The sequence below is a fragment of the Clostridium minihomine genome, from assembly GCF_900240385.1.
Classification (GTDB): Bacteria; Bacillota; Clostridia; order Oscillospirales; family Acutalibacteraceae; genus Faecalispora; species Faecalispora minihomine.
On record NZ_OEQH01000004.1, the window covers coordinates 302,794 to 323,257 of the forward strand.

Sequence of the window (20,464 nt, forward strand, 5' to 3'; positions counted from 1 at the left end):
ATTGATTTTTAAAAACAGGAGGTTTATTCCGTTGAAACAAACAAAACTTTTTTTCCCGGTTTTACTGGTGCTGATTATGGCACTGGCCATGGTCGGATGTTCCGCACGCACTGCTGTGGACGCAGATGATTTCAAAGCATTGGCAGAAGGTGCCGGTTTTACCGTAACAGACGTAACCGATCAGCTGTTGGGCTCAAAAAGCTATTTAATCGCTTCCAATGAAAACGGCAACGAGCTGCACTATGCCGCTTTGGCAGACGATTCTTCGGCATTAAAGCTGTATAACTCTTTTAAAAGCAGTATCCAAACCGGAAACAACAAACCTTCTAATGTGGATTCTACCCCTTATGCGAAGTATACCGTAACCAACGGGGAATTGTATTACCGGGTCAGCCGGGTAAACAACACCGTAATTTACGGCAAGTATCAGGCAACGAATCAAAAGGCGCTGGATAAACTTCTCGATTCCATCCATTATTAGGGCAAATCATGTTGAGACGGAACACATAGGAGAATTCTATGAAAAACATTTTAGTTTTGACCCGTGTAACAGATCATCATAAAAATCTGCTGGAACAAAGTCTTCCCGATGCCGTATTTACTTATGCCGCACCGAAACAGGTAACCGATGAGCAGCTGAGCAAAGCCAACATCATTTTGGGCAACCCAAAACCGGAACAGCTGCACAGCCTTACCAATTTAACACTTTTGCAATTGCACACCGCCGGCAGCGAACAATATGAAAAAGAGGGCATTCTGCCCCCCAACTGCCGCCTTTGCAGCGCCAGCGGCGCATATGGCCCGGCCGTTTCAGAGCATATGCTCGCGTTGACTTTATCCCTTTGTAAAAAACTGCACCGCTACCGGGACAATCAACAGCAGAACCTTTGGAAGGATGAAGGCGAAGTTCTTTCGATTTCAGAGCTTTCCATTTTGGTCATCGGTGCCGGTGATATTGGCAAACACTATGCCCGTATGTGCAAAGCGCTGGGCGCTTATACTGTGGGAATCCGCCGCAAAGCATCCGAACCTTCCAGCGAGTTTGATGAACTGCTGGCAGCAGAACAGCTGGACTTTGCCCTTCCCCGGGCAGATGTGGTGGCAATGGCTCTGCCATACACTGCACAAACCCACCACTTTTTGGATGAAAGACGGCTAAAACTCATGAAGCCGGGCGCACTGCTGATTAACGGCGGGCGGGGCAAAACGTTGGATCAGCAGGCAGCATTAGAGGCTCTGCGCAGCGGAAGGCTGGGCGGAATCGCCACCGACGTTTGCGTTCCGGAACCTTTACCGCCGGAAAGTCCCTTATGGCAGGAAAAAGATTTTATCCTGACGCCCCATATTGCGGGCCTGTTTCATCTTCCCAAAACGCTGGATTTGGTGGTTGACCTTGCCATCCGGAATATAAAGCGCTATAGCGAAGAGAGCCATTAAGATAAAATGCTAAGAATCCGAAAAATCGTTCCATTTCATTCCGTCAACTCAATTACAAAAGCCTGTTTCCGTAAATGGAAACAGGCTTTTTCTTATTAAAATAATTTTCCCCCAGTAAAAGCGAAAAATGCCAGGGACAAAATCCCTACATACAGAAAAACAGAAGGCAACCCCTGAAACGCTTTGGGCATATCCGGGTTTTTCAGCCGTTCCATTGCGTGGCACAACACCAGAGCCGCCAAAAAGAACGCGATCCCGGTTCCCAAGGCATACCCGGTAATCTGCCAGCCGTTCATCCGGAATACCCTTTTTAAAAAAGGCATAGCCAAAACAATGCAGTTCATCGCCGAAGAAGAAAACACCGGCTCTAATCTTTTGTATCGGGCAGAAAAAAACATTTTATAAATCATTGTGGCAATCAGATAGACCACTGCCACACAAACCGTAAAAATAGCCGGGCGATAAAAAGAGGCCGGACTGCTGGCAGGAACCAAATTATTCAGCGCGATTCCCATCCAGGCCGAAATTAAAGTAAACAGGCTGAGCAAAGCCACATAGGAAAACAGGGTTTTAGGACGCCTTGCCGCACGCAGCACACGGCTGAACCCAATTCCACCGGCGAAAATCAAATTCTGAGCCGTCAGTGCCAGAATCGTATACAAAAACAGCTGTGCAGCCATTTCCATCATATTTTCGCCTTCCTTTCTGCATTCCGTTTCTGATTCCAATGCTGAATTAGGGCTGCTAAAATTCCAAGCAGTAAAAATCCGATAAAGGGATATGCCCCTGCCTGAACAGTCCCGGTCATGCGGGCAATCAAAGAGCTCCAAATTTCACGAAGCATTGCCACTGCAAAAATCACGGCAGAAAAACCTGCCGTGCAGCCCAGGGAATCCATTACCACCGCCAACGTAATATGGGTGGGGGCGTAATCGTTGGCTCGGGACAACACAATGGAATTGCCGATCATTAAAATCCCGTAAATTCCCAGCCCCGAAAAGGTTCGGGGGGCAAAGTGCTCTAACAAAGCGGCCGCAGGAAGATACATTAGTCCAGACAAAACCAGCGCCACCGCAGGGCGAACCCAAACAGGCATTCGCAGCCAACCGCAAATCAGGCATACCGGCAGCATCATGAAAAGCATCATAAAAGACAGCGCTGCTGCATTTTCCATGGAATATCCTGCACCCACCACCGGGAACAACCCCAATGCGCCAAGTGCCACCGGGTTGCGGAATACCAGACCATTTAAAAAAATATTACCGCTTTCCCGAATCAGACGCTTTCTCACTGCTTTTTTTGAGCCCCTGGCGGCAACTGCCCGCCCACGGCCTTTCGACATCAGCGAAGAGTCTTCTTTTCGTTTACTCATTGCTCTTTCTCTCCCTTCCGGCCCGGAACGAGCATATGGCGCTGTCAATTACCGGTGACAGCGAGTTCATCAGCAAAACCGCAAAGCAGGCGGTCTGCTCAAAGATGCCGTAACGCCGCATCAGCATCAGCAAAACACCCGCCAAAGCGCCGTAAATCGCGCCGCCCAGCCGTGTATTGGGAGCCGTCACCGGGTCGGTAATCATAAAAACAGCGCAAAACAGCACAGAACCCGATAACAATTCATATTTTAAAGAGGTTAGCGGTGAAATCATAATCCGCGGAAACAACAGAGCAAACAACCCTACCGCAACCAAAAAACAAAGCATAATCCGCCAGTTGATGGTTTTTTTTACGATCAGATATACCGCACAAGCCACAATGACTAGAATCGCGGTGGCACCAATCGCACCCCCGGCCGTTCCCCAAATCATTTCCGAGGGAATCATTTCGGGTTTAAACCCCGCTTTTAGTGCTGCAGCGGCGGAAGGCGCCGGATAAGAAAACATTTCTTTGGGCCAAAAGGCTGTTACAAAGGCCACACCTGCCGCGGCCGGGTTAAACGGATTATGCCCGGTAAATCCAAAGGGGGCCCGCGCAATCAAAACCGCAAACATTCCGGCGGTAACCGGAAGCCACAAAGGCGCGCCCGGCGGCATCAGCATGGCAATGATTAGTCCTGTTACAATGGCCGAAAGCTCTGAAATATCCACCTGCCGCTTCGACAGCAGGCAAGCCGCAATTTCGGACAAAAAGCAGGCTGCTACAGACGCCAAAGCGATCTGAAGCACATGGAACCCATAATGCACCACAGGCAAAGGCAAGAGCAGCACCAAAGCCCAAAGCATATTTTTCATCATGATAGAAACCGTTTCTCCCCTGCGAATAAAGGGAGGTTTTTGGATGGTAAGCTGCATGCCGGTGCCTATCCCCTTTCTTTCATTTCCATTGCGAGTGCCACTGATTCCGCCAAAGGAAGCCCCGAAGGACAGATGACGGAACACGCGTTGCAGGCACAGCACTTTTCTGCCCCAAGAAGCTGCTCCGAATCCGGGTGATTCCTATTGTGCAGCTGCCGGTGAAGGTACCACGGCATAATTCCCACGGGACAGACTTCCTCACACCGGCCACAGCCGATGCAGGGAAAGACTTTTACTTTTTGCGTAGATTCGGGCAAAACCAAAAGGCAGCGCAGATCTGCCGTCACCGGCGCCGAAACATCCAAAAGCCGCTCCCCGGTAATGGGGGAACCGGAAATCACAATGGTTTTCTTCTTCCTGCTGCAGGCAGAAAGAAGCGCCTCTACCGGAGTTCCCAAAGGAACCCTTAGATTTTTCCACTGGGAAACACCTTCCCCTGCCACAGTCACTACCGTGCTAACCTGAGGCAATCCCTTTTCCACCGCATAGTGAAAAGCTTCCAGTGCCTGAACACCAATCAACCCGGGTTCATGCCCCTGGCGGCGAAGTTTCTTCATCAGGCTAAGACCAGCGGGATATCCGCTGCCCCCGCTGACCAAAAGGCCGGCGGTTTCCCCAGAAAGCTGAGAACTATATCTGGCCCGCAATCTGCTGGCCACAGCAATCCCGGTTTCTTTGGCGCCACAAGCCTGCGCTGCCAAAGCCAAACCGGAACGAACCGCATCGGGGCTTTCTCGTAGCACTGCCAAACCGCTGCACACATAAGGCTCGTCATCTAAAACATTCGCACCCAACCAATTAATTTTTAGCCTTCGAAACCTTTTTAGCTTCTTAAACAAGGGTATCCCATCATATTCATCAATAATACCCGCGGCGGCCGCCAGCCGAATCAGCTGTTCTGGTGTTTGATCCCATTCGGGAGCCTGTATCGAAAGTTCTCTTTCTTCCGCTTCCCGTTGAATCACCGCACAATCCACCTGTCCGCGCACCGGATGGGGCATTGTTTTGACTGCCGACACCACGCCGCCCACGGGGGATGTTATTGCCACATGATTCCCCGGCATAGAGAGCTGAGAAAAGCGAAGCACCCGTTCCCCCGGGCGAACACAACGCTCGGCTGAGGTTTGGGCGCCGGGCAGCGGAACAAAAAGGATTTCGGGTGCCGAAAGTGCCTGAATTTTCGCCTTCATTGTATGGCTTTTTTTCTGTTCCAACCGAACTCCTGAGGAAAAAAATGAAATCATTGGCAATCACCTCTTACAAAATAGCAGGCCCGTTAATATTATAGTAGTGAAGCTCTTATTGTTATTGGGGGTGTCAAATTGAAGACTAAAGCCTTAGATGCTTCCCACCTGCTGATTATTTTGACGGCGCGGGAAACCCGAGCCCTGGGGCTGACCCAGGGATTAAGCTGGAACAGCCTGCATTGCCGCCTGACCATTGCCCGCATTTTTGCCGCGGCATGCGCCAGCACCAATTTTACCCTTCACCGAGATCAGGTGGCGATACGCGCGATGGCAACCGCGGATGGCGAAACGGTTCTCATGTTTACCGCGGTGGCTCCTGCCAAGGCGAAAAAGGGAGCTCCGCGTAAAATTTACAGAATCAAATGCTCCGGCCCGTATGTATACGAACTGGAAAATGCCGGGGATCTTCTGGATGTTCTGGAACATCTGTACCGCATCAACACACTGGGCGGCTGCCAGCTGATCCGTTATGGAAATAGCTATCGACTCATTTTGTCCCCGTACTTTTCTATGAAGGACAAAACCGAAACCTTTTTAAAAGAATATGCCAAACTGAAAGGAATCGGAAAAACAGCGGCAGCTTTATCCCTGGAACATGGGGAACTTTTATCCCGAGACGCGGTAAATCAGGTGGGCAGCTGCCTTTAACGGCCCGCCGCCTGCAATTGCCGAATTGCCTCTGCGGGATCTTTTGCTTTAAAGACGCCTGTTCCTGCCACACAGATATCCACTCCTGCCCGGGCACAGTCCAAAATGGTGCTGGCATTGATCCCTCCGTCCGCCTCAATCAGGATGGAGGGGTTTTTGTCTTTTAAAACCCGCGCCTTCTGAAGCGGTTCCGGCATAAAGCTTTGCCCGCCAAAGCCGGGTTCCACCGTCATAAGCAGCACCATATACAGCTTGTCCAGATAAGGGAATAACTTTTCTGCGGGAGTATTGGGTTTTAAAACCATTGCCGGCTTTACCCCATGAGCCAGAATTTCCTGAATCGTTTCTTCGGGATCATCTTCGCACTCTACATGAAACGAAATAATATCCGCACCTGCGGCGGCAAAATCAGCAATATAACGCTTGGGGTGCTGAATCATCAAATGCACATCAAAGGGCAGATTGGTATGGGGACGCATGGCCCCAATCACCGGCGCGCCAAAAGAAAGGTTGGGGACAAACAGACCATCCATCACATCCAGATGAACATAATCCGCCCCGCCCTCAGTAATTTTTTTCAGTTCGTCCGCCAGATGGGCAAAATCCGACGCCAGCATAGATGGTGCCACTAACATAATACAAAAGCCTCCTTGACCAGATCGCAGAACGACCGAATTGGCGCTGCGTTTTTCTTTGAGGGGAACCTTTTTGAGCCGTCCGGCCCTCAAACAGACTTTCCCCATCATAGCTTTTTTATTTTACCCCAATTTCCACGCTTTTTCAAGCGCTGCGTCTTTTCCGAAGAAAACACGTCCAAAATCAAAATGCCCGCCCCAGCCTATTTCGGCTGGGGCAGGCAATCTATTTAAAGCGGTGCTAAATCTCGCCCGCAATTCATACTATGCAAGTTACCAAGGAAACGTCACTGCTTTTTACGCAACACCGACCATGTTTTGCGCTACTGCGGCGATGGCTGGCATCGCTAAAATAGAAAGCAGCGTGCTCAGTGCAATCATTTTACAGGCCAGCTCGGCATCGTGCCCAAACTTTGCGGCGAACAGAATCGCATTGGCCGCCACAGGCGCCCCCATCAGCACCGCGGTGGTAACCAAAACTGCCGGATCCGGGCGAACCAGCCACATCAGCACCAAAAATACGCAAGGAACAATCAGCAGGCGCACCCCGGCCACCAGATAAACATCCTTATCCGAAAAAATCTGCCCAACGCTGAGCTTTGCCAAATAAGTGCCGACCACAATCATAGCCAGCGGCGTATTCATCTGGCCAATGGCATCCAGCGGCTGCAAGAGCACCGGGGGCAGCTTAATCGACAAAGCATATAACGGAAGGCCAATCGCAAAACTGACGGTTCCCGGGTTCAGCAATACATTCCGAATCATTTGCCTGCGGTCATCACCGCCGCCGCTCAGGGTTATGTAGCCATGAGTCCAAAGCAAAAGGTTAAATGCCACCAGACAGGCAGATGCATACACAACGCCCACTTCTCCCAAAAGCCCCTGCGCCAGCGGAAGGCCCATGAACCCGCAGTTGGAATACACCATACCAAACCGCAGCAGCTTGGCTCTCCCCGATTCCTGATCCCGGAACATGATTCTGGTAAGCACCGCCGTCAGTATCATTCCCACGCTAAATAAAAAAACGGTCAGCAGAATCTTGTTCATGCTGACACCGTCTGAATCTGTCTGAAGCGCCGCAATAATTAAACAAGGCCCAATGACATACAACAAAAGGTTGGTCAGTTGGGCCGCTCCTCTGGAAGTAATAATTCGCTTTTTATAACAGAGATATCCCACTCCCATCATCAAAAATAAAACAAAAACCTTTTCCGTAACGGTCAAAACCGACTGTATCAATGCTGGGCCTCCTCATAATCGCTCTGCTCATCCTGATTGTCATCTTCCTGGGCAGAGGCAGGCCCCGGCAGGCTCTCCTGAGCCAAATCCGAAATGGGGGTTGTCCCGTCCGTGTCTTCCAAAAGCAGCTCTTCCTCACCGGTTTGCGGCTCCTGTTTTAAAAGAACATCGTTTTTCTTCTTCTCGCGGAAAAAGGCAACTCCCACAATTATCAATGCAAAGGCGCTAATTCCCCGCATCAACAGGCCCATTTGACCGCGGAACAGGTTATATTCCGGGTGAAGAATGCTCATAAGCCACCATCCACCTAAAAACAAAAAGTAAATGCCGGCAAAAATAAAGATCTTATTTTCTTTGTGCAGTTTAAAAATCATAATCAGACCCACCGCAAACCACATCAACGGGTAGATATACGCCATACTTCCTTCTCTCCTATCCGGTCTTTCGCAAATTTCGTCTTTTCAGTATAGAACCAGCGCCCCGGATTGTCAAGGACTCAGGCGCACCGCCCCCCAGCAGCCAGATGCGCCACAGCCCGCAGATTTCCCCGCTCTTTGCCCTTTTTGCGGCTTTTAAAAAAGCGTTTTCTTCTTTTTCGGGATGTATTCTCCCTGCGAAATGCCAGCAAACAGCAACTAAACAGCGCTGCCTGAAGAAAAACTTGAACCATTTGCAGAACCAAGGGGCCGCCCGGAACAACAAGGCCCATCAGTCCGCACACCATACACAGCGCACTGATTTGCTTGTTTTGCTTCCAGCGGGGTTTCTGGTAAAAGAAAACCAGCATTGTAATCGCCAACAAAAAGATCGTCATTATTGTACCCATTGTTCCGCCTCCCACTCCACCGCTCATACGTTCGATTATAAACGCATTATACCAAACATATGTTTATTTTGCAAGAGGTTCTGTTAAAAAACAATCCACCCATCGTGCTTTCTTTTGCATCATCGGGATGCCCGCAAGTCGATTTCAAAAACAACCGAAACGGAACAAAGAAAGGTACCGCAGAATTTTCTGCAGTACCTTTTTGAGCGAAAAGCAATGTGTGCTTTTTATATTTTATTGTTTTAAAATTACAGCAAACTTCCTCTGGACATAAAAATGGGTGCAAACACCAGTGCAATAATGGACATCAGCTTAATCAAAGTGTTAAGAGAAGGGCCAGAGGTATCCTTGAAGGGATCCCCCACGGTATCGCCTACCACAGAAGCTTTGTGAGCTTCACTGCCCTTTCCGCCATGATTGCCCTGCTCAATAAACTTCTTGGCATTGTCCCAGGCTCCGCCTGAGTTAGCCATGAAAATAGCCATCATAACACCGGTAACCAAAGCGCCGGCCAATGTGCCGCCCAGCGCTTGTACGCCCAAAGTCAATCCCACCACCACCGGAGTGGCAATAGCAATCAGTCCGGGAGCCAGCATTTCTTTCAGCGCTGCTTTTGTGGATATGGCAACGCATTTTTTATAATCCGGTTTCGTCGTTCCTTCCATAATTCCTGGCATGGTGCGGAACTGACGACGAACTTCTTCAATCATCTCAAATGCGGCCTTACCCACCGACTGCATAGTAAAAGCAGAAAACAGGAAGGGCATCATACCGCCAATGAACAACCCTATCATAACTCTGGGTTCCAGAATACTGATAGCATCCAAATCCACGGCTTCCGCATAAGACACAAACAAAGACACTGCAGTAAGCGCAGCAGAACCAATGGCAAATCCTTTGCCAACGGCGGCAGTGGTGTTTCCTACTGCATCCAGCTCATCGGTAATTTCACGTACGGAAGAATCCATTCCGCTCATTTCGGCAATTCCACCCGCATTATCTGCAATGGGACCATACGCATCCACCGCTACCGTAATTCCGGTGGTGGAAAGCATGCCCAGCGCTGCCAGTGCAATTCCGTACAGACCGCTTACTTCATAGGACACAAAAATAGCTGCGCAAATCAGTAGCAGCGGAACAGTAACCGAAGACATCCCCACAGCCAGACCGCTGATAATATTGGTTGCCGCTCCGGTTTCAGACTGCTTGGCAATTTTTTTCACCGATTTAAATTCCGCCGAAGTATACACCTCGGTTAAAATACCGATCAAAATACCGGCAGCAAGTCCTGACACAACGGCAAACCCGGGGTTCAGGCTGCCAAATAAAAAGTTGCTGAGAATCAAAGCACCTATCACTACTATGCCACCGGAAAAATATGTACCGATGTCCAAAGCACGTTTGGGATTTTGTTGTTTGCTGAAACGAACAAGAATGGTCCCCAAAACCGACGCCAGAATACCGACAGCAGCCAAAAGCAGCGGGAACGCACCGCCCTCAGTCTGAAAGGTTACCACACCAAGGGAAATCGCAGAAATAATAGAAACCACATAAGACTCAAACAGATCTGCACCCATTCCGGCCACATCACCCACGTTATCGCCCACATTGTCTGCAATAACGGCAGGGTTTCTGGGATCATCTTCGGGAATTCCAGCTTCTACCTTACCCACCAAGTCAGCGCCCACATCCGCCGCTTTGGTGTAGATGCCGCCGCCCACACGGGCAAACAGCGCAATGGAGGAAACACCCAGTCCGTAATCAAACAGCACGTTGGGGTCCCCGGTTACATAAAAGATTGTTCCAACGCCCAAAAGGCCAAGACCAACCACAGACAGGCCGGTGACCGCTCCACCGGAAAACGCAATCGACAGCGCACGCAGCATTCCATGCTCTTTTGCCGCATTGGCTGTACGAACATTCGCTTTGGTTGCAATATTCATTCCAAAATAGCCTGCCAAAATGGAAGAAACCGCTCCAATTACAAACGCAATGGCTGCAACAAGCCCCATTGCAAAAGAAATCACACCAAATAAGACAACAATAAAGACTGCCAGAATCTTATATTCTGCCCATAAAAATGCATTCGCGCCTTCCCGAATCGCTAAAGCGATCTCTTTCATTCGATCCGTCCCCTCTGCTTGAGAGGACACCTGCTTTGCCAGTATGACAGCCGACAACAAGGCCAGCAGAGCGGCACCCACCGCTAGATAATAATAAACATCCATCTTAACACTCTCCCAGTATTCGTTGTATTTGCACAGGCAGTTAACCAGAAAAGCCCCCGGTTCTCTTCATTCCGCGCATGTTTTGCCTTCGCTCAATAATATTTTGCAATTATATCATAATAATTGAGTATAAGTCAATAAATTGGAACTAATTTAATTAAACATATAAAATGTTTTTAGATAGAATTCATAAAAACCCCAAAATCAGATAAAATTTTATTCCATATGCTGAAATTTTGCCCCATTTTTTGCAAAATAAAACAGCAGGGCAGCAAATGATTTGCTGCCCTGCTGTTCTTTTTTGCAGAATAACCCTATCGCGGCTTTTGATTGACGCAACCCGCGAAAAACACGGTTTTTAAAACCGGCTGTGCTGAACTATCCTGTAATGCGCTTGATTAGTCTAAGACATAAATCAGCATATTGCGAACGCCAAAGCTTCTGCATTGGCTTTCTGTATCATAATACAAATCCACTAACACACGGCCGCTGAGCATTGCTCCGCCGGTATCAGCCGCTTCGGCATATCCATATACGACTTTCCCGTTGGGGGAAGTAATATACAGCTTGGTGCCATACGGAATCACTTTGGGATCCACCGCCACATAACCGTACTGGGCTGGTTTTCCGGTAGAAGTGGTTCCGCCGTTAGAGGTATAGGCGGTCGCCTTACCCTTAATCAGCTTTTTATAAGAAACCGACTTACCGTTTTTATCGGTAAATGTGCTTCCGCTGTTAGTAACAGATGCAATCGCCTTTATTTTAGGCGTGGGCGCCACCAGCTTCACTTCTGCCACAGGCTGTTTGGTAACAGCGCTGCTAACGGCTTCTCTGTCCGTCACAACACCATCCACCAGCTTTTCACGGGATACCACTTCCCGTTCGCCGGGCTGACCCACCGTGGTAATCCGGAAAGAACCCGGTGAAACCGTGTCGCTTTCCTGTGTCACAGTGGTATACGGAATTTCTTCCGTGCTGGTCGCTTCACGATAAGTGACGCGCTTAACGGTAACAATCAGTCCATCGCCCACAGATGCATCCCGAGAGGGAGTTACGATATCGTCTTCATTCAAAGCAACACCGGTCTGTTTTAATGCCTGTTCCACCGTTCCTGCAGAAACAGTTGGGCTCAAGAACCCACCGTCCAGAAAAACATGAATGGCATGCTGTCTTGTTACCTTCACCTGTGCCCCATCATCCAGTTCCTGGCTCAGGGGAATATTCAATAAATCATTCTTACCCAGCTTAACGCCGGCTTTTTGCAAAGCTTGGTTCGCGGTTTCTTCCGAGTACAGAACCACGGGGATGGTTTTGCCGTCCGCGGTTACGTTGACCTCTCGGCCCCTGCGAATGGTAATCACAATACCGTGTTCGTCGTCTCTTGTCACAATATCACTGGGGCCCACGGCCACACGGGCCTGTGTCAGAATCTCCTCTGTTTCAGAAGACAACGCCTGAATGATATAAGTTTTTCCATCATCAATGATGGTGGCGGCAATGGTTGTGGCAACCGCCGTAACGACAGAACTCAAAAAGATAATTATGGTCATCGCGAACGCGACGAATTTTTTCGCTGGAAATCGAAGTTCCAACTGCATTGGTTGCTTCTCCTTTCATCTTTCCTGACAATCTGTAAAAAGAAAAACGGCAAAGTAATTTTGCGCCGTCAGGAAGAAGGGTTTTAGGATTTGCGTCAATGCACGTATTATATCTGCACATTATTTCTGTTGTCAAATTGGAACCGGAGTAATTTTTGTTTATTATGCACAATCCAAAAAAATTATAATTCTAATATTGAATAATAACGCGTGTTTTCTTCTGCTTTTATTTTTTTACGACAGCTTGTCTCTATCTGTTTTATGTGCAAACTGCAAGAAAATCATCGGTTACAAACTTGTTACAATCATTACAGAGCTGTTTTTGTTTACAAAATCAGACAAACTCATGGAGATTATGTTCCCTTAAAAGAAATAAATCGTTTGAAAAATTCAGTAATAGCTGGATTTTTTGAAATCTTGCTGCATTTTAAATGGTTTACCGTAATCCGAACTATTTTGTAGCTTTTCGGCGAAAAGTTTTTTGAGAAAAAGCTTGACTTTTTGAAACCCTTTCCACTGGATTTTCACCCAAAAGAAAATGGGTTCATGGTGTATTTGGCTAATATCCTGTTGTTTTTCTGGGGATTGCTGGTTTATTTTTTTACCTGTATGCAGGAAATTTGCCTGTTTTCAACCTCTTTTTTATTCCCAATTCTCCCAAAAGCTCCTCCTGAATTTGCCTGTAATTCTGCTTTTCAAAAGAAAAGAAATACGAAAAATTTGATTCTTTAAGCCCTTTAATTTGAACCTTCAAAGTACCCTTTTTTATCCTATATATAATAGTATAGGGAAACCCCATTTTAAACCGGCTGAAAAACGCTCTTTCAGCCGACGTAAAGCAGCTTTAAAAACCTAAAAATAGAAGAGTCCGTTTTGGTGCATTTTCTTTTTCTAAACCATTGTGTCCGTATACAATATATAGTAATCCATTGTGCTAAATAATAGAAATGGAATCTTTATGTTTTATCTTTCTTTTCCCTCTTTCTCAAATGCATTTGTCTTATGGATAAGAATTCCATTCTCCCATTAAAGCAAGAAAATAATGACACCCTGCTTTTGTGAAGATCCCGATCTTTGTTTAATAATGTTAAATTTAAACTTTAATGCATTATGAGGAATTACAAGGTTTCTCACCCTTGTAAACAAAATCTTCCTTAACAACTGTTTTCATCCATAAAATGAGAACCAATTATCGTGTTTTTAAAATGGCATTTTCCCTGTGTGTATATATAGAAGTGTTCTGGTTGGCCTGTAAAACGCTTCTGTTGTCTCGTCCCGATTCAAATGTAAAAGTGGTGCCGCTAAGACTCTCGCCTATCACAGGAACCCAGCCTATTGCATTGAACAGGAGGGTTCCATTTTCAAATCTTTCAGCTGAGCTTATCAGTATGCTGCCAGCTCCTTCTTTCTTTACATACTTCAGGATACCGCTCCCGCTATTTTGTATTCTTTATAATGATAAGGATTTAGGATGCTTTAAATAGAAACCATTTATAATGTAAGGCGCTTTTAGAATACAACGCAGAAAGGTACGTTAAAACAGATAAGATACGCCACATCCAGTCCGCCATAAAATGATAAAGCTATTAAGGGTATCCTTTATTTTGATGACAATGGGCCATGTTACTATCTATAAAAGAGATGAGCTTACTATTTGTATAAGGAAAAAACGGTATCAAATCGCCCTTCCACAACAAGAGAAAACCCCCGAAGCGGCAAGGCTTCGGGGGCTTTATATTTCCCAATTGGGGTAATATTATCTCTTTGAGAACTGGGGAGCACGGCGTGCTGCTTTCAGACCGTACTTCTTGCGTTCCTTCATTCTGGGATCGCGGGTCAGGAAGCCTGCCTTCTTCAGTGTGGAGCGAAGGTTCTCGCTGTCATACTGGAGCAGTGCTCTGGCAATGCCATGGCGAATTGCGCCGGCCTGGCCGGTGACGCCGCCGCCAGCTACACGGCAAACCACATCAAATTTTTCGTTTACATTGGTCAGCACCAAGGGCTGACGAACGATCAGTTTCAGCGTTTCAAGGCCAAAGTAATCGTCAATATCTCTGTCATTAATGGTCACCTTACCGGTTCCCTGATAAATTCTAACTCGAGCCACAGAACTTTTTCTTCTGCCTGTTCCGTAAAAATATGGAGCCTTATCGTACATTCTTATCCCCCTCCCTTAAAGAGCCCATTCGGCGGGCTGTTGTGCGCTGTGCTTATGCTCTGCACCGGCATACAGACGCAGTCTGGTCAGTGCTTCGCGGCCGATGGTGGTGTCCGGAATCATGCCTTTTACAGCAAGCTCCATTGCCTTTTCGGGCTTCTGGCGCATCAGTGCATCATAACGGGTTGACTTTAAGTGGCCAACATAACCTGTGTGGCGGTAATAGTACTTGTTCTGCAGCTTGTTGCCGGTCAAAACTGCCTTTTCGCAGTTGACAATGACAACATGATCTCCGCAATCCACATGGGGTGCGAAGGTGGGCTTGTGCTTACCGCGCAGAAGCACTGCGGCCTGTGCAGCAACACGGCCCAGCGGCTTGCCGGCGGCATCAATCACATACCACTTGCGGTCAATCTGACCCGCTTTGGGCATATAAGTAGACATGAGCGTTTCCTCCTAAAAATCTTCTGTTTATTCCATGCAAACCCAGATTGGGTTTTATCCAAAAAAGAACACTTCTCTACGGAAGCGATGGAACTGCATTTATGATACTACCACAACTAACTGGGGCTTGTCAAGAAGAGTTGGCCGTTTTTTTAATTTATTTGAATGTTGCTTCTATTTTCTCCCGTTTTTAGCACTTTTACTCTGTGTTGCTGGCTGTTCATTTCAATTTTATTCCGATTGGAATGAATGTAAAATCAAAACAAAAAAGCTCCCTCATCGGGGAGCTTCTGTTTTTTGTTCTGCCGTTATTCACTCTGTTCAGAAGAGCCTTGAGAAAAAATGGCAGAATCCAGCCGCCAGCTTTCCCCACACTTTCGCAGTCTAAGATTTTTCTTTAGCGGCGTCGAACCAGGGGACTCCGTGGTCATCTCTACCGTGATTTCATCAATGGTCTGCCTCATAATGACAGAAGAGTCTATGCGGTATTCCATCGCAGGCTGCAGCAGATATAAGTGGCTGGAAGAGTAGTACAGCCGCCCGTCTATTTCTTTAAAAATAGGCTCGGTCCCCCCAAACAATTCCGTATAATATTGATTTGCGGCTTCCGGCGTATAAACCTCTTCTAGCTGTGTCTTAATTTTTTCTACCGAGTCAAAATCCCCGGGTGGAACCGGCAAAAATTCTTCTTTTTTTGCTTTGCTTGAGCTTCCACTGAAAGCTCGGCTGCTTATGCTATCCTCATAAACGTATGATTCCGGTTCTTCTGCAGAGATCTTAACTTGCACCTCTTCCGCTTGATCTAAAAGATCCCGCGTAATGAGCTTAACTTCTTCCTGAGATAATGGCTGCTTTTGTGCAGAGGGCTGCTGCTCTGGAGTGTCCAGCTGCGCCTTCATAAGAACCTGTTCTTCTGTTTGCGGTGAAGAACATCCCCCTATCAGGAAAAACACCATTAGAAGAAGCGCAATTCCTGCAAGCCTATTCATTGCACCAATCCTTTAACTTTTTAATGCTGACGAAGGATATACTTACCAGCATTAGCATTTTACACCAATTAATACAGAAAAACAAGAAACGTTTCTGTAACCTTTATTGTCAACTTTATATTTCACAAACAGGTTGACAATAAGGTTCTTGATGCATTATAATACAACTGACAGAGGGGAGTTTAAAAATGAAAACAAAACACTTAGCTATGACGGCCATGTTTACAGCGCTCACCATGGTATTGGGGCCACTGGTAATTGTTTTACCGTTTACTCCAGTTCCAATCTCGCTGGCAATGATTCCGATTTATTTGTCCGGTGCATTGCTGCCAAAGCGGAATGCGTTTACCGCTTTATTCGTTTATCTTTTACTGGGCGCAGCCGGACTGCCGGTATTCAGCCAATTCCGCGGTGGGCTAGGTGTTTTAGTTGGGCCAACCGGAGGCTTTTTGTTGGTGTATCCGATTATGGCATTTGTCATCGCATTCTTACTGGAAAAGCTGCCCCAGCAAAAAATTCATTCTCTTTTGATTGCTTTTTCAGTCGCTTTAGCAATCTGTTATATGGGCGGATGCCTGATGTTTCTGTTTTTGACCCATGTGGACTTAGCGAAGGCTCTGAGTTTAACAGTTCTTCCTTTTCTTCCGCTGGATCTTGTAAAAGTTGCTTTCTCCGCGGTGGTAGCAATTGCCTTGAAAAAAGCACTGCATCATGCAAAGCTGCTGCCACTGGCATAAATTGTTCAACCTCTTGCCAAAAGAGTGCACAAGCAAAAGCTTGTGCACTCTTTTTTTAAATTTTTTAGCAACAATTAAATAAAAAAAACAACCACCCTATTGGGTGGCTGCTTTTATGGTGTTGGCACCTTCCTATTGTCCCGGGCCGTCTCCAGCCAAGTATCGTCGGCACTAATGAGCTTAACTTCCGTGTTCGGTATGGGAACGGGTGGGCCCTCATCGTCATCGACACCAACTGCGCGCCGCTCTTTGCGACTTGTATATAATATCATAGCGTCAGACAAAATGCAAGTGTTTTTTTAAATTTTTTTAAAAATCTTTTTAGATTTGTATTTTCCTGCCGAAACTTGCTTAAATTAAGGGAATATGGCACTTTAACAAAGAGCTTCTGTCCATACCATATAGAAAACACCGCCTAGTGGGCGGTGTCCTCTATATCCCAAATTCAATTAACGCAGCTCTGCGGACTCTAATACATTACGGCATACCGCAAAAGTGCCCAGCAAAACCAGTACATTAATCCCTGCGAACACCAGCCCGGCCAAATACCAAGATAAATCAGCAACATAGCTTAATCCTAAGGTAATTGCTCCCCCGGGTAATGCCAGTAAAAACAGCAACAAGAAATAGACCATCATTAAAAGCCCCTTGGGTGTTGGCTGACCGAAAATTCGGCAAAACACAATACCGGCAGCCGTAAATAAAAAACTGCAGCTTCCATAAATTAGTATAGAAGACAATAAGGCCATAAAATCCGGCCTTAAATATAGCCACAAGACTGTAAAAGCCACGGCTCCATCCATCACGGGTTTGAGCAAAGTAGTCATGCAGACCCACAACAGTTTTGAAAAAGAAGAAGCGGGAACCAAATAAATATATGGCCGTTTCAGTTCCATGGCCCAGTCCCCTGCCGCGTGAAAAAAGAACAACAGATAAACCTGAATGAGTAAAACAATGCCAAACAGGGCTTGTGGCTCCACAAAATCCCCTTCCGACTGCGCCATTCTTTGAATAAAATATGCAGCTGCAAGACCAATGAGCATAATAAAAATCGTAGAAGTGGTCAGCAACCCCAAACGGTTCCTGCGGCGAATCTCACACAGATGCTTGTAAAAAACCACATTGGCACCAAATCCGCCGCCAAGCCCTTCCTTTTTTATCGGCGTCTTGTGCTTTATTTGAAAAGCCACCGAAGCTGCTCCATTTTTGTCATCTTTGAGTGCCTGAATTGCCTGATAAGAAGTTTCGGTACTTTGCAGAACATCCTCATAATAGTCCGGGCTGCCTTTTATCAGCATCACCAAACTGATTGCCCCTAACAAAAACGACAAGCCCCAATAAATCCATAATTGACCTAAATCACCTGCTACACCGGCAAAAATAGCACCTTTCACCCATCCCACCACCGGGATTTTTTCAAGTATAGGTGATGACACTGCCTGTAAAACGCCTTCAAAGCCTCCACCGTTTTGAATACAGGACAACCCCACATATCCCACCAGCAAAGCGGTTGCCCCATAAACAGCCGTACGGGCAGCATTCCGACGAAAAGAATGGCCATTGCAATAGTTATAAAGAAGCATGGACAAAAGCTGCGCCAAAATCAAAACTGTGGCCAAACCCAAGGCCAAATGAAATACCTGTAAAACAGTAAGACCAAAATTGCGAATTAATAAAGGCGAATAGAACATCAAAAACAAAACCATTAACAGCATGGAGGACATTTGTTTCATTAATCCGTATGACAAAATTAAATTGGGTTTAAGCGGTGAAACAAACAAAAGATTCACATCCGGCATAGTGAAAAAAGTGGAACCGGACTTTACGCCTGACAACAGACTAATATCCAAAAGAAATACTAAAATCACAAAATAAATCCCCTGAAGCAGCCGCGTATCCATTGGCCCTTGCGCCGCACCGGACGAGTCTTTTCCCCAAAAAACAGAAAATACAATGAACCCCACAATAACCACATAAGAAATCAGCTTGGCGGGATGACGGAACATGTTTAAAATTGTATTTTTAGCTTGGGTGCGAAGCAAATATCCCAACGAGTTCATTGCGCCGCCCCCTCGTTTTCTGTAATAGAAAAAAACAGCTGCTCTAAATTTTCACCGCTTTCCTCAATTTCTGTTCGGGAACGAATTGCTTTGATTTTTCCTTCTTTCATAATCAGTGCTTTATCCCAGAACTCGGCCACACTATCCAGCATATGGGTACTGACCAGAATAGCACATCCGTTTTGCCGAAGCTCTATCAATAAGTTTTTCAGTTCCTTAATTGCATGAGGATCTAAACCCACCAAAGGCTCGTCCAGAAGAATCACCTTTGGCTGCGGCATCAGGGCACAGCAAAGGCTTACCTTTTGCTGCATTCCTTTGGACAATTCCTGCCCCAACTTTTTCTTTTTATCGTCCAGCTCCATTCTCTGCAACAGGCTTTCGGCTCGTTCCTGCCAGTTTTCCAGCTTATATGCCCGGGAAATAAACTCTAAGTGCTCCCAGACAGTCAGCATAGGAAACAGTGCCGGCAATTCTGGCACATAGCCAAAGCTACGTCGGGCTTCCTCCTTTTTATTCGGAACCCCGCAAATCATAATATGGCCGTTAAACCGCAGCAACCCAGCAATGCATTTAATGGTGGTGGATTTTCCGGCGCCGTTTGGCCCCATCAAAACTGCAATTTCACCGGGCTGCACGTCAAAGCTTACCTCATCATTCGCTAGTAACTTTTCATATTTTTTGGTCAATCCAGAAACAGTTAACATAAACTCTCCTTTTGGGTCCGGTATGCACTGTGTGTTCCACTCAAAAAATTGAGCATAGAGAACACTCAACAAGCAATAAATTTTTGCGTAAAAAGCGGTTTGATCTTTTTAAGAATACAGGAATCCGTTTTCACTGTCAAGGACAGGCTAAAAGCCAAAAGAAATCACTAAATAAAAAAACAACCATTTTAAGCCTTACAAAGGTATGCAACAGATTAGACATTCTTATCATTTAATTTTTAATACTGCGGCTATCTGCAATTTAGAACAGGAAATCCAGTAACTATTTTATTGATTCTAAAAATGAAGGCCGTGTCATCAAGTGAAGCGAATATCATAGAAAAACAAGAAACCATAGCAAAGAAAAATACCGGTATCGTAATAACAACGATGCCGGTATTTTTATTTTGAATGATAGCAACATCGCACGGATAGTTTTGTTGTTGACGCAGGGTAATATACTCCCTTCATCTTCTATCCTGAAGAAAAGCATCCTTATAAATCTTCAGTCCTGCATCTGATTTTGCTGTCTGGTTCCTTGATGCAAGTAATATAAGAAGCGAAGGCTGTACAATTCTGCCCAAATTAAAAACAAAAGACTGAACCATTCGATTCGTAGATTGGAATACCGGCGCAGATACCATAAAAGCACAGACAAAAAGATGCCGCAAGTGATAAATATGGCTGTAGCAATCCGGCGCTTTTTTGCTTCAATTTGCTGGTCTATCTCAAATTCACGAGAAAGATAGGCCATAATAGCCGGCAGATAGAGAAAAAAGAAAAAACCAAAGATCTCATAAAAGATACCAACAGTAAAATAATTCGGTTCTTCCAGGAGTTTTCGAAACAAAGTAGCATCGATAATAAAATAGGAATGAAAAAAGATCATTCCTATCCAAAAAAACAGATTATAAACGATGCAGCTCCACAACGCAAGCTTTATAATATGATTTCGTTTCATCAATTATCAAAACCTTTCATACATAATGACAAATTACAATAGAGGTTTGTGACAAAATTTTAAAAATATTTAAAAATAAAAAAAGCGAGGACAAATTGTCCTCGCTAAAAAAGCTATTTTTTGTACCCTGCACGGGCACTAAAAACTGAATAAAGAAGAAACAGAAGTTAAAGCGAATGAGCAAGGCTCTAACCAAGAAATTATGGTCAAGCCCTCGACCGATTAGTACTGCCAAGCTAAATACATTGCTGTACTTACA

Annotated in this window: 21 protein-coding genes and 1 rRNA gene; 4 read left to right on the forward strand and 18 right to left on the reverse strand. The window is 46.1% G+C overall.

All coding sequences use genetic code 11. The features are described 5' to 3' along the window. Positions 1–31 precede the first annotated feature (31 nt). Together C1A02_RS11175 and C1A02_RS11180 are read left to right on the forward strand one after the other, a co-directional pair. Entirely contained in the window at positions 32–481 is a 450-nt protein-coding gene (locus C1A02_RS11175; protein ID WP_243577992.1) for a hypothetical protein, read from the forward strand. 38 nt (positions 482–519) lie between these two features. Beyond that, on the forward strand, positions 520–1,437 hold the full coding sequence (locus C1A02_RS11180) for a D-2-hydroxyacid dehydrogenase (protein WP_101698299.1): 918 nt from the start codon (positions 520–522) through the stop codon (positions 1,435–1,437). A 95-nt stretch (positions 1,438–1,532) separates the two neighbouring features. Here C1A02_RS11180 and C1A02_RS11185 read toward each other — a convergent pair whose 3' ends face one another. From C1A02_RS11185 to C1A02_RS11200, 4 genes are read right to left on the reverse strand one after another with little or no spacing between them, the layout of a single operon-like run. After that, the gene (locus C1A02_RS11185; protein ID WP_243577993.1) at positions 1,533–2,126 is read right to left on the reverse strand and encodes an Rnf-Nqr domain containing protein; all 594 of its coding nucleotides are present in this window, start codon (positions 2,124–2,126) and stop codon (positions 1,533–1,535) included. Further along, positions 2,123–2,809 carry an Rnf-Nqr domain containing protein gene (locus C1A02_RS11190; RefSeq protein ID WP_101698300.1) on the reverse strand — a complete coding sequence of 229 codons (687 nt, stop codon included), beginning with the start codon at positions 2,807–2,809 and terminating at the stop codon, positions 2,123–2,125. Before C1A02_RS11190 ends, C1A02_RS11185 begins: the two co-directional genes overlap by 4 nt. Continuing rightward, complete coding sequence (locus C1A02_RS11195) at positions 2,802–3,725, reverse strand: RnfABCDGE type electron transport complex subunit D (protein ID WP_101698301.1); 924 nt, start codon at positions 3,723–3,725, stop codon at positions 2,802–2,804. The genes C1A02_RS11190 and C1A02_RS11195 overlap by 8 nt, the downstream gene beginning before the upstream one ends. A gap of 8 nt (positions 3,726–3,733) precedes the next feature. After that, positions 3,734–4,972 (reverse strand): 4Fe-4S dicluster domain-containing protein, encoded by a 1,239-nt coding sequence (locus C1A02_RS11200; protein ID WP_101698302.1) that lies wholly within the window; start codon positions 4,970–4,972, stop codon positions 3,734–3,736. A 78-nt stretch (positions 4,973–5,050) separates the two neighbouring features. On the opposite strand from C1A02_RS11200, the gene C1A02_RS11205 reads away from it, so the two are divergent. Then, the gene (locus C1A02_RS11205) at positions 5,051–5,623 is read left to right on the forward strand and encodes a hypothetical protein (protein WP_101698303.1); all 573 of its coding nucleotides are present in this window, start codon (positions 5,051–5,053) and stop codon (positions 5,621–5,623) included. On the opposite strand, the gene rpe is transcribed toward C1A02_RS11205, so the two are convergent. The 9 genes from rpe to C1A02_RS11255 all read right to left on the reverse strand — a co-directional run bounded on the left by rpe (position 5,620) and on the right by C1A02_RS11255 (position 15,740). Continuing rightward, positions 5,620–6,258 carry a ribulose-phosphate 3-epimerase gene (gene rpe, locus C1A02_RS11210; protein ID WP_207204900.1) on the reverse strand — a complete coding sequence of 213 codons (639 nt, stop codon included), beginning with the start codon at positions 6,256–6,258 and terminating at the stop codon, positions 5,620–5,622. The genes C1A02_RS11205 and rpe overlap by 4 nt on opposite strands. Positions 6,259–6,555: 297 nt before the next feature. After that, on the reverse strand, positions 6,556–7,497 hold the full coding sequence (locus tag C1A02_RS11215; RefSeq protein WP_101698304.1) for an AEC family transporter: 942 nt from the start codon (positions 7,495–7,497) through the stop codon (positions 6,556–6,558). Next, entirely contained in the window at positions 7,494–7,916 is a 423-nt protein-coding gene (locus C1A02_RS11220; protein ID WP_101698305.1) for a hypothetical protein, read from the reverse strand. The genes C1A02_RS11215 and C1A02_RS11220 overlap by 4 nt, the downstream gene beginning before the upstream one ends. 77 nt (positions 7,917–7,993) lie before the next feature. Beyond that, positions 7,994–8,323, reverse strand: coding sequence for a hypothetical protein (locus C1A02_RS11225; protein WP_101698306.1), 330 nt, complete (start codon positions 8,321–8,323; stop codon positions 7,994–7,996). 248 nt (positions 8,324–8,571) lie between these two features. Continuing rightward, on the reverse strand, positions 8,572–10,551 hold the full coding sequence (locus C1A02_RS11230; protein WP_101698307.1) for a sodium-translocating pyrophosphatase: 1,980 nt from the start codon (positions 10,549–10,551) through the stop codon (positions 8,572–8,574). A gap of 398 nt (positions 10,552–10,949) precedes the next feature. After that, positions 10,950–12,149: a resuscitation-promoting factor gene (locus C1A02_RS11235; RefSeq protein ID WP_243577994.1), complete on the reverse strand. Its 1,200-nt coding sequence runs from the start codon at positions 12,147–12,149 to the stop codon at positions 10,950–10,952. A 1,756-nt stretch (positions 12,150–13,905) separates the two neighbouring features. Beyond that, a complete protein-coding gene (gene rpsI, locus C1A02_RS11245; RefSeq protein ID WP_101698309.1) occupies positions 13,906–14,307 on the reverse strand; it encodes a 30S ribosomal protein S9 in 402 nt (133 codons plus the stop codon). Between the two features lie 15 nt (positions 14,308–14,322). After that, positions 14,323–14,751: a 50S ribosomal protein L13 gene (gene rplM, locus C1A02_RS11250; protein ID WP_101698310.1), complete on the reverse strand. Its 429-nt coding sequence runs from the start codon at positions 14,749–14,751 to the stop codon at positions 14,323–14,325. Between the two features lie 308 nt (positions 14,752–15,059). After that, positions 15,060–15,740, reverse strand: a complete 681-nt coding sequence (locus tag C1A02_RS11255) for a hypothetical protein (protein ID WP_101698311.1) — start codon at positions 15,738–15,740, stop codon at positions 15,060–15,062. Between the two features lie 188 nt (positions 15,741–15,928). On the opposite strand from C1A02_RS11255, the gene C1A02_RS11260 reads away from it, so the two are divergent. Further along, positions 15,929–16,477 (forward strand): biotin transporter BioY, encoded by a 549-nt coding sequence (locus C1A02_RS11260; protein WP_101698312.1) that lies wholly within the window; start codon positions 15,929–15,931, stop codon positions 16,475–16,477. Between the two features lie 119 nt (positions 16,478–16,596). On the opposite strand, the gene rrf is transcribed toward C1A02_RS11260, so the two are convergent. From rrf to C1A02_RS13635, 5 genes are all read right to left on the reverse strand, one after another. Then, positions 16,597–16,713: ribosomal RNA gene (rrf, locus tag C1A02_RS11265) — 5S ribosomal RNA — on the reverse strand. Positions 16,714–16,926: 213 nt separating this feature from the next. Further along, positions 16,927–18,537: a putative ABC exporter domain-containing protein gene (locus C1A02_RS11270; protein WP_101698313.1), complete on the reverse strand. Its 1,611-nt coding sequence runs from the start codon at positions 18,535–18,537 to the stop codon at positions 16,927–16,929. After that, on the reverse strand, positions 18,534–19,244 hold the full coding sequence (locus C1A02_RS11275; protein WP_101698314.1) for an ABC transporter ATP-binding protein: 711 nt from the start codon (positions 19,242–19,244) through the stop codon (positions 18,534–18,536). Before C1A02_RS11275 ends, C1A02_RS11270 begins: the two co-directional genes overlap by 4 nt. 505 nt (positions 19,245–19,749) lie before the next feature. Further along, positions 19,750–20,094: a hypothetical protein gene (locus tag C1A02_RS11280; protein ID WP_164997196.1), complete on the reverse strand. Its 345-nt coding sequence runs from the start codon at positions 20,092–20,094 to the stop codon at positions 19,750–19,752. A 127-nt stretch (positions 20,095–20,221) separates the two neighbouring features. Then, the coding region (locus tag C1A02_RS13635; protein ID WP_207204901.1) for a hypothetical protein at positions 20,222–20,464 on the reverse strand (243 nt) is incomplete at its 5' end.

Bases quoted from the DNA above. Each gene is read 5' to 3' on its own strand.
- C1A02_RS11185 (WP_243577993.1), bottom strand. From the start codon at position 2,126: ATGATGGAAATGGCTGCACAGCTGTTTTTGTATACGATTCTGGCACTG.
- C1A02_RS11200 (WP_101698302.1), bottom strand. From the start codon at position 4,972: ATGATTTCATTTTTTTCCTCAGGAGTTCGGTTGGAACAGAAAAAAAGC.
- C1A02_RS11230 (WP_101698307.1), bottom strand. From the start codon at position 10,551: ATGGATGTTTATTATTATCTAGCGGTGGGTGCCGCTCTGCTGGCCTTG.
- rpe (WP_207204900.1), bottom strand. From the start codon at position 6,258: ATGTTAGTGGCACCATCTATGCTGGCGTCGGATTTTGCCCATCTGGCG.
- C1A02_RS11220 (WP_101698305.1), bottom strand. From the start codon at position 7,916: ATGGCGTATATCTACCCGTTGATGTGGTTTGCGGTGGGTCTGATTATG.
- C1A02_RS11260 (WP_101698312.1), top strand. From the start codon at position 15,929: ATGAAAACAAAACACTTAGCTATGACGGCCATGTTTACAGCGCTCACC.
- C1A02_RS11270 (WP_101698313.1), bottom strand. From the start codon at position 18,537: ATGAACTCGTTGGGATATTTGCTTCGCACCCAAGCTAAAAATACAATT.
- rpsI (WP_101698309.1), bottom strand. From the start codon at position 14,307: ATGTACGATAAGGCTCCATATTTTTACGGAACAGGCAGAAGAAAAAGT.
- C1A02_RS11195 (WP_101698301.1), bottom strand. From the start codon at position 3,725: ATGCAGCTTACCATCCAAAAACCTCCCTTTATTCGCAGGGGAGAAACG.
- rplM (WP_101698310.1), bottom strand. From the start codon at position 14,751: ATGTCTACTTATATGCCCAAAGCGGGTCAGATTGACCGCAAGTGGTAT.
- C1A02_RS11190 (WP_101698300.1), bottom strand. From the start codon at position 2,809: ATGAGTAAACGAAAAGAAGACTCTTCGCTGATGTCGAAAGGCCGTGGG.
- C1A02_RS11275 (WP_101698314.1), bottom strand. From the start codon at position 19,244: ATGTTAACTGTTTCTGGATTGACCAAAAAATATGAAAAGTTACTAGCG.
- C1A02_RS11255 (WP_101698311.1), bottom strand. From the start codon at position 15,740: ATGAATAGGCTTGCAGGAATTGCGCTTCTTCTAATGGTGTTTTTCCTG.
- C1A02_RS11180 (WP_101698299.1), top strand. From the start codon at position 520: ATGAAAAACATTTTAGTTTTGACCCGTGTAACAGATCATCATAAAAAT.
- C1A02_RS11225 (WP_101698306.1), bottom strand. From the start codon at position 8,323: ATGGGTACAATAATGACGATCTTTTTGTTGGCGATTACAATGCTGGTT.
- C1A02_RS11235 (WP_243577994.1), bottom strand. From the start codon at position 12,149: ATGCAGTTGGAACTTCGATTTCCAGCGAAAAAATTCGTCGCGTTCGCG.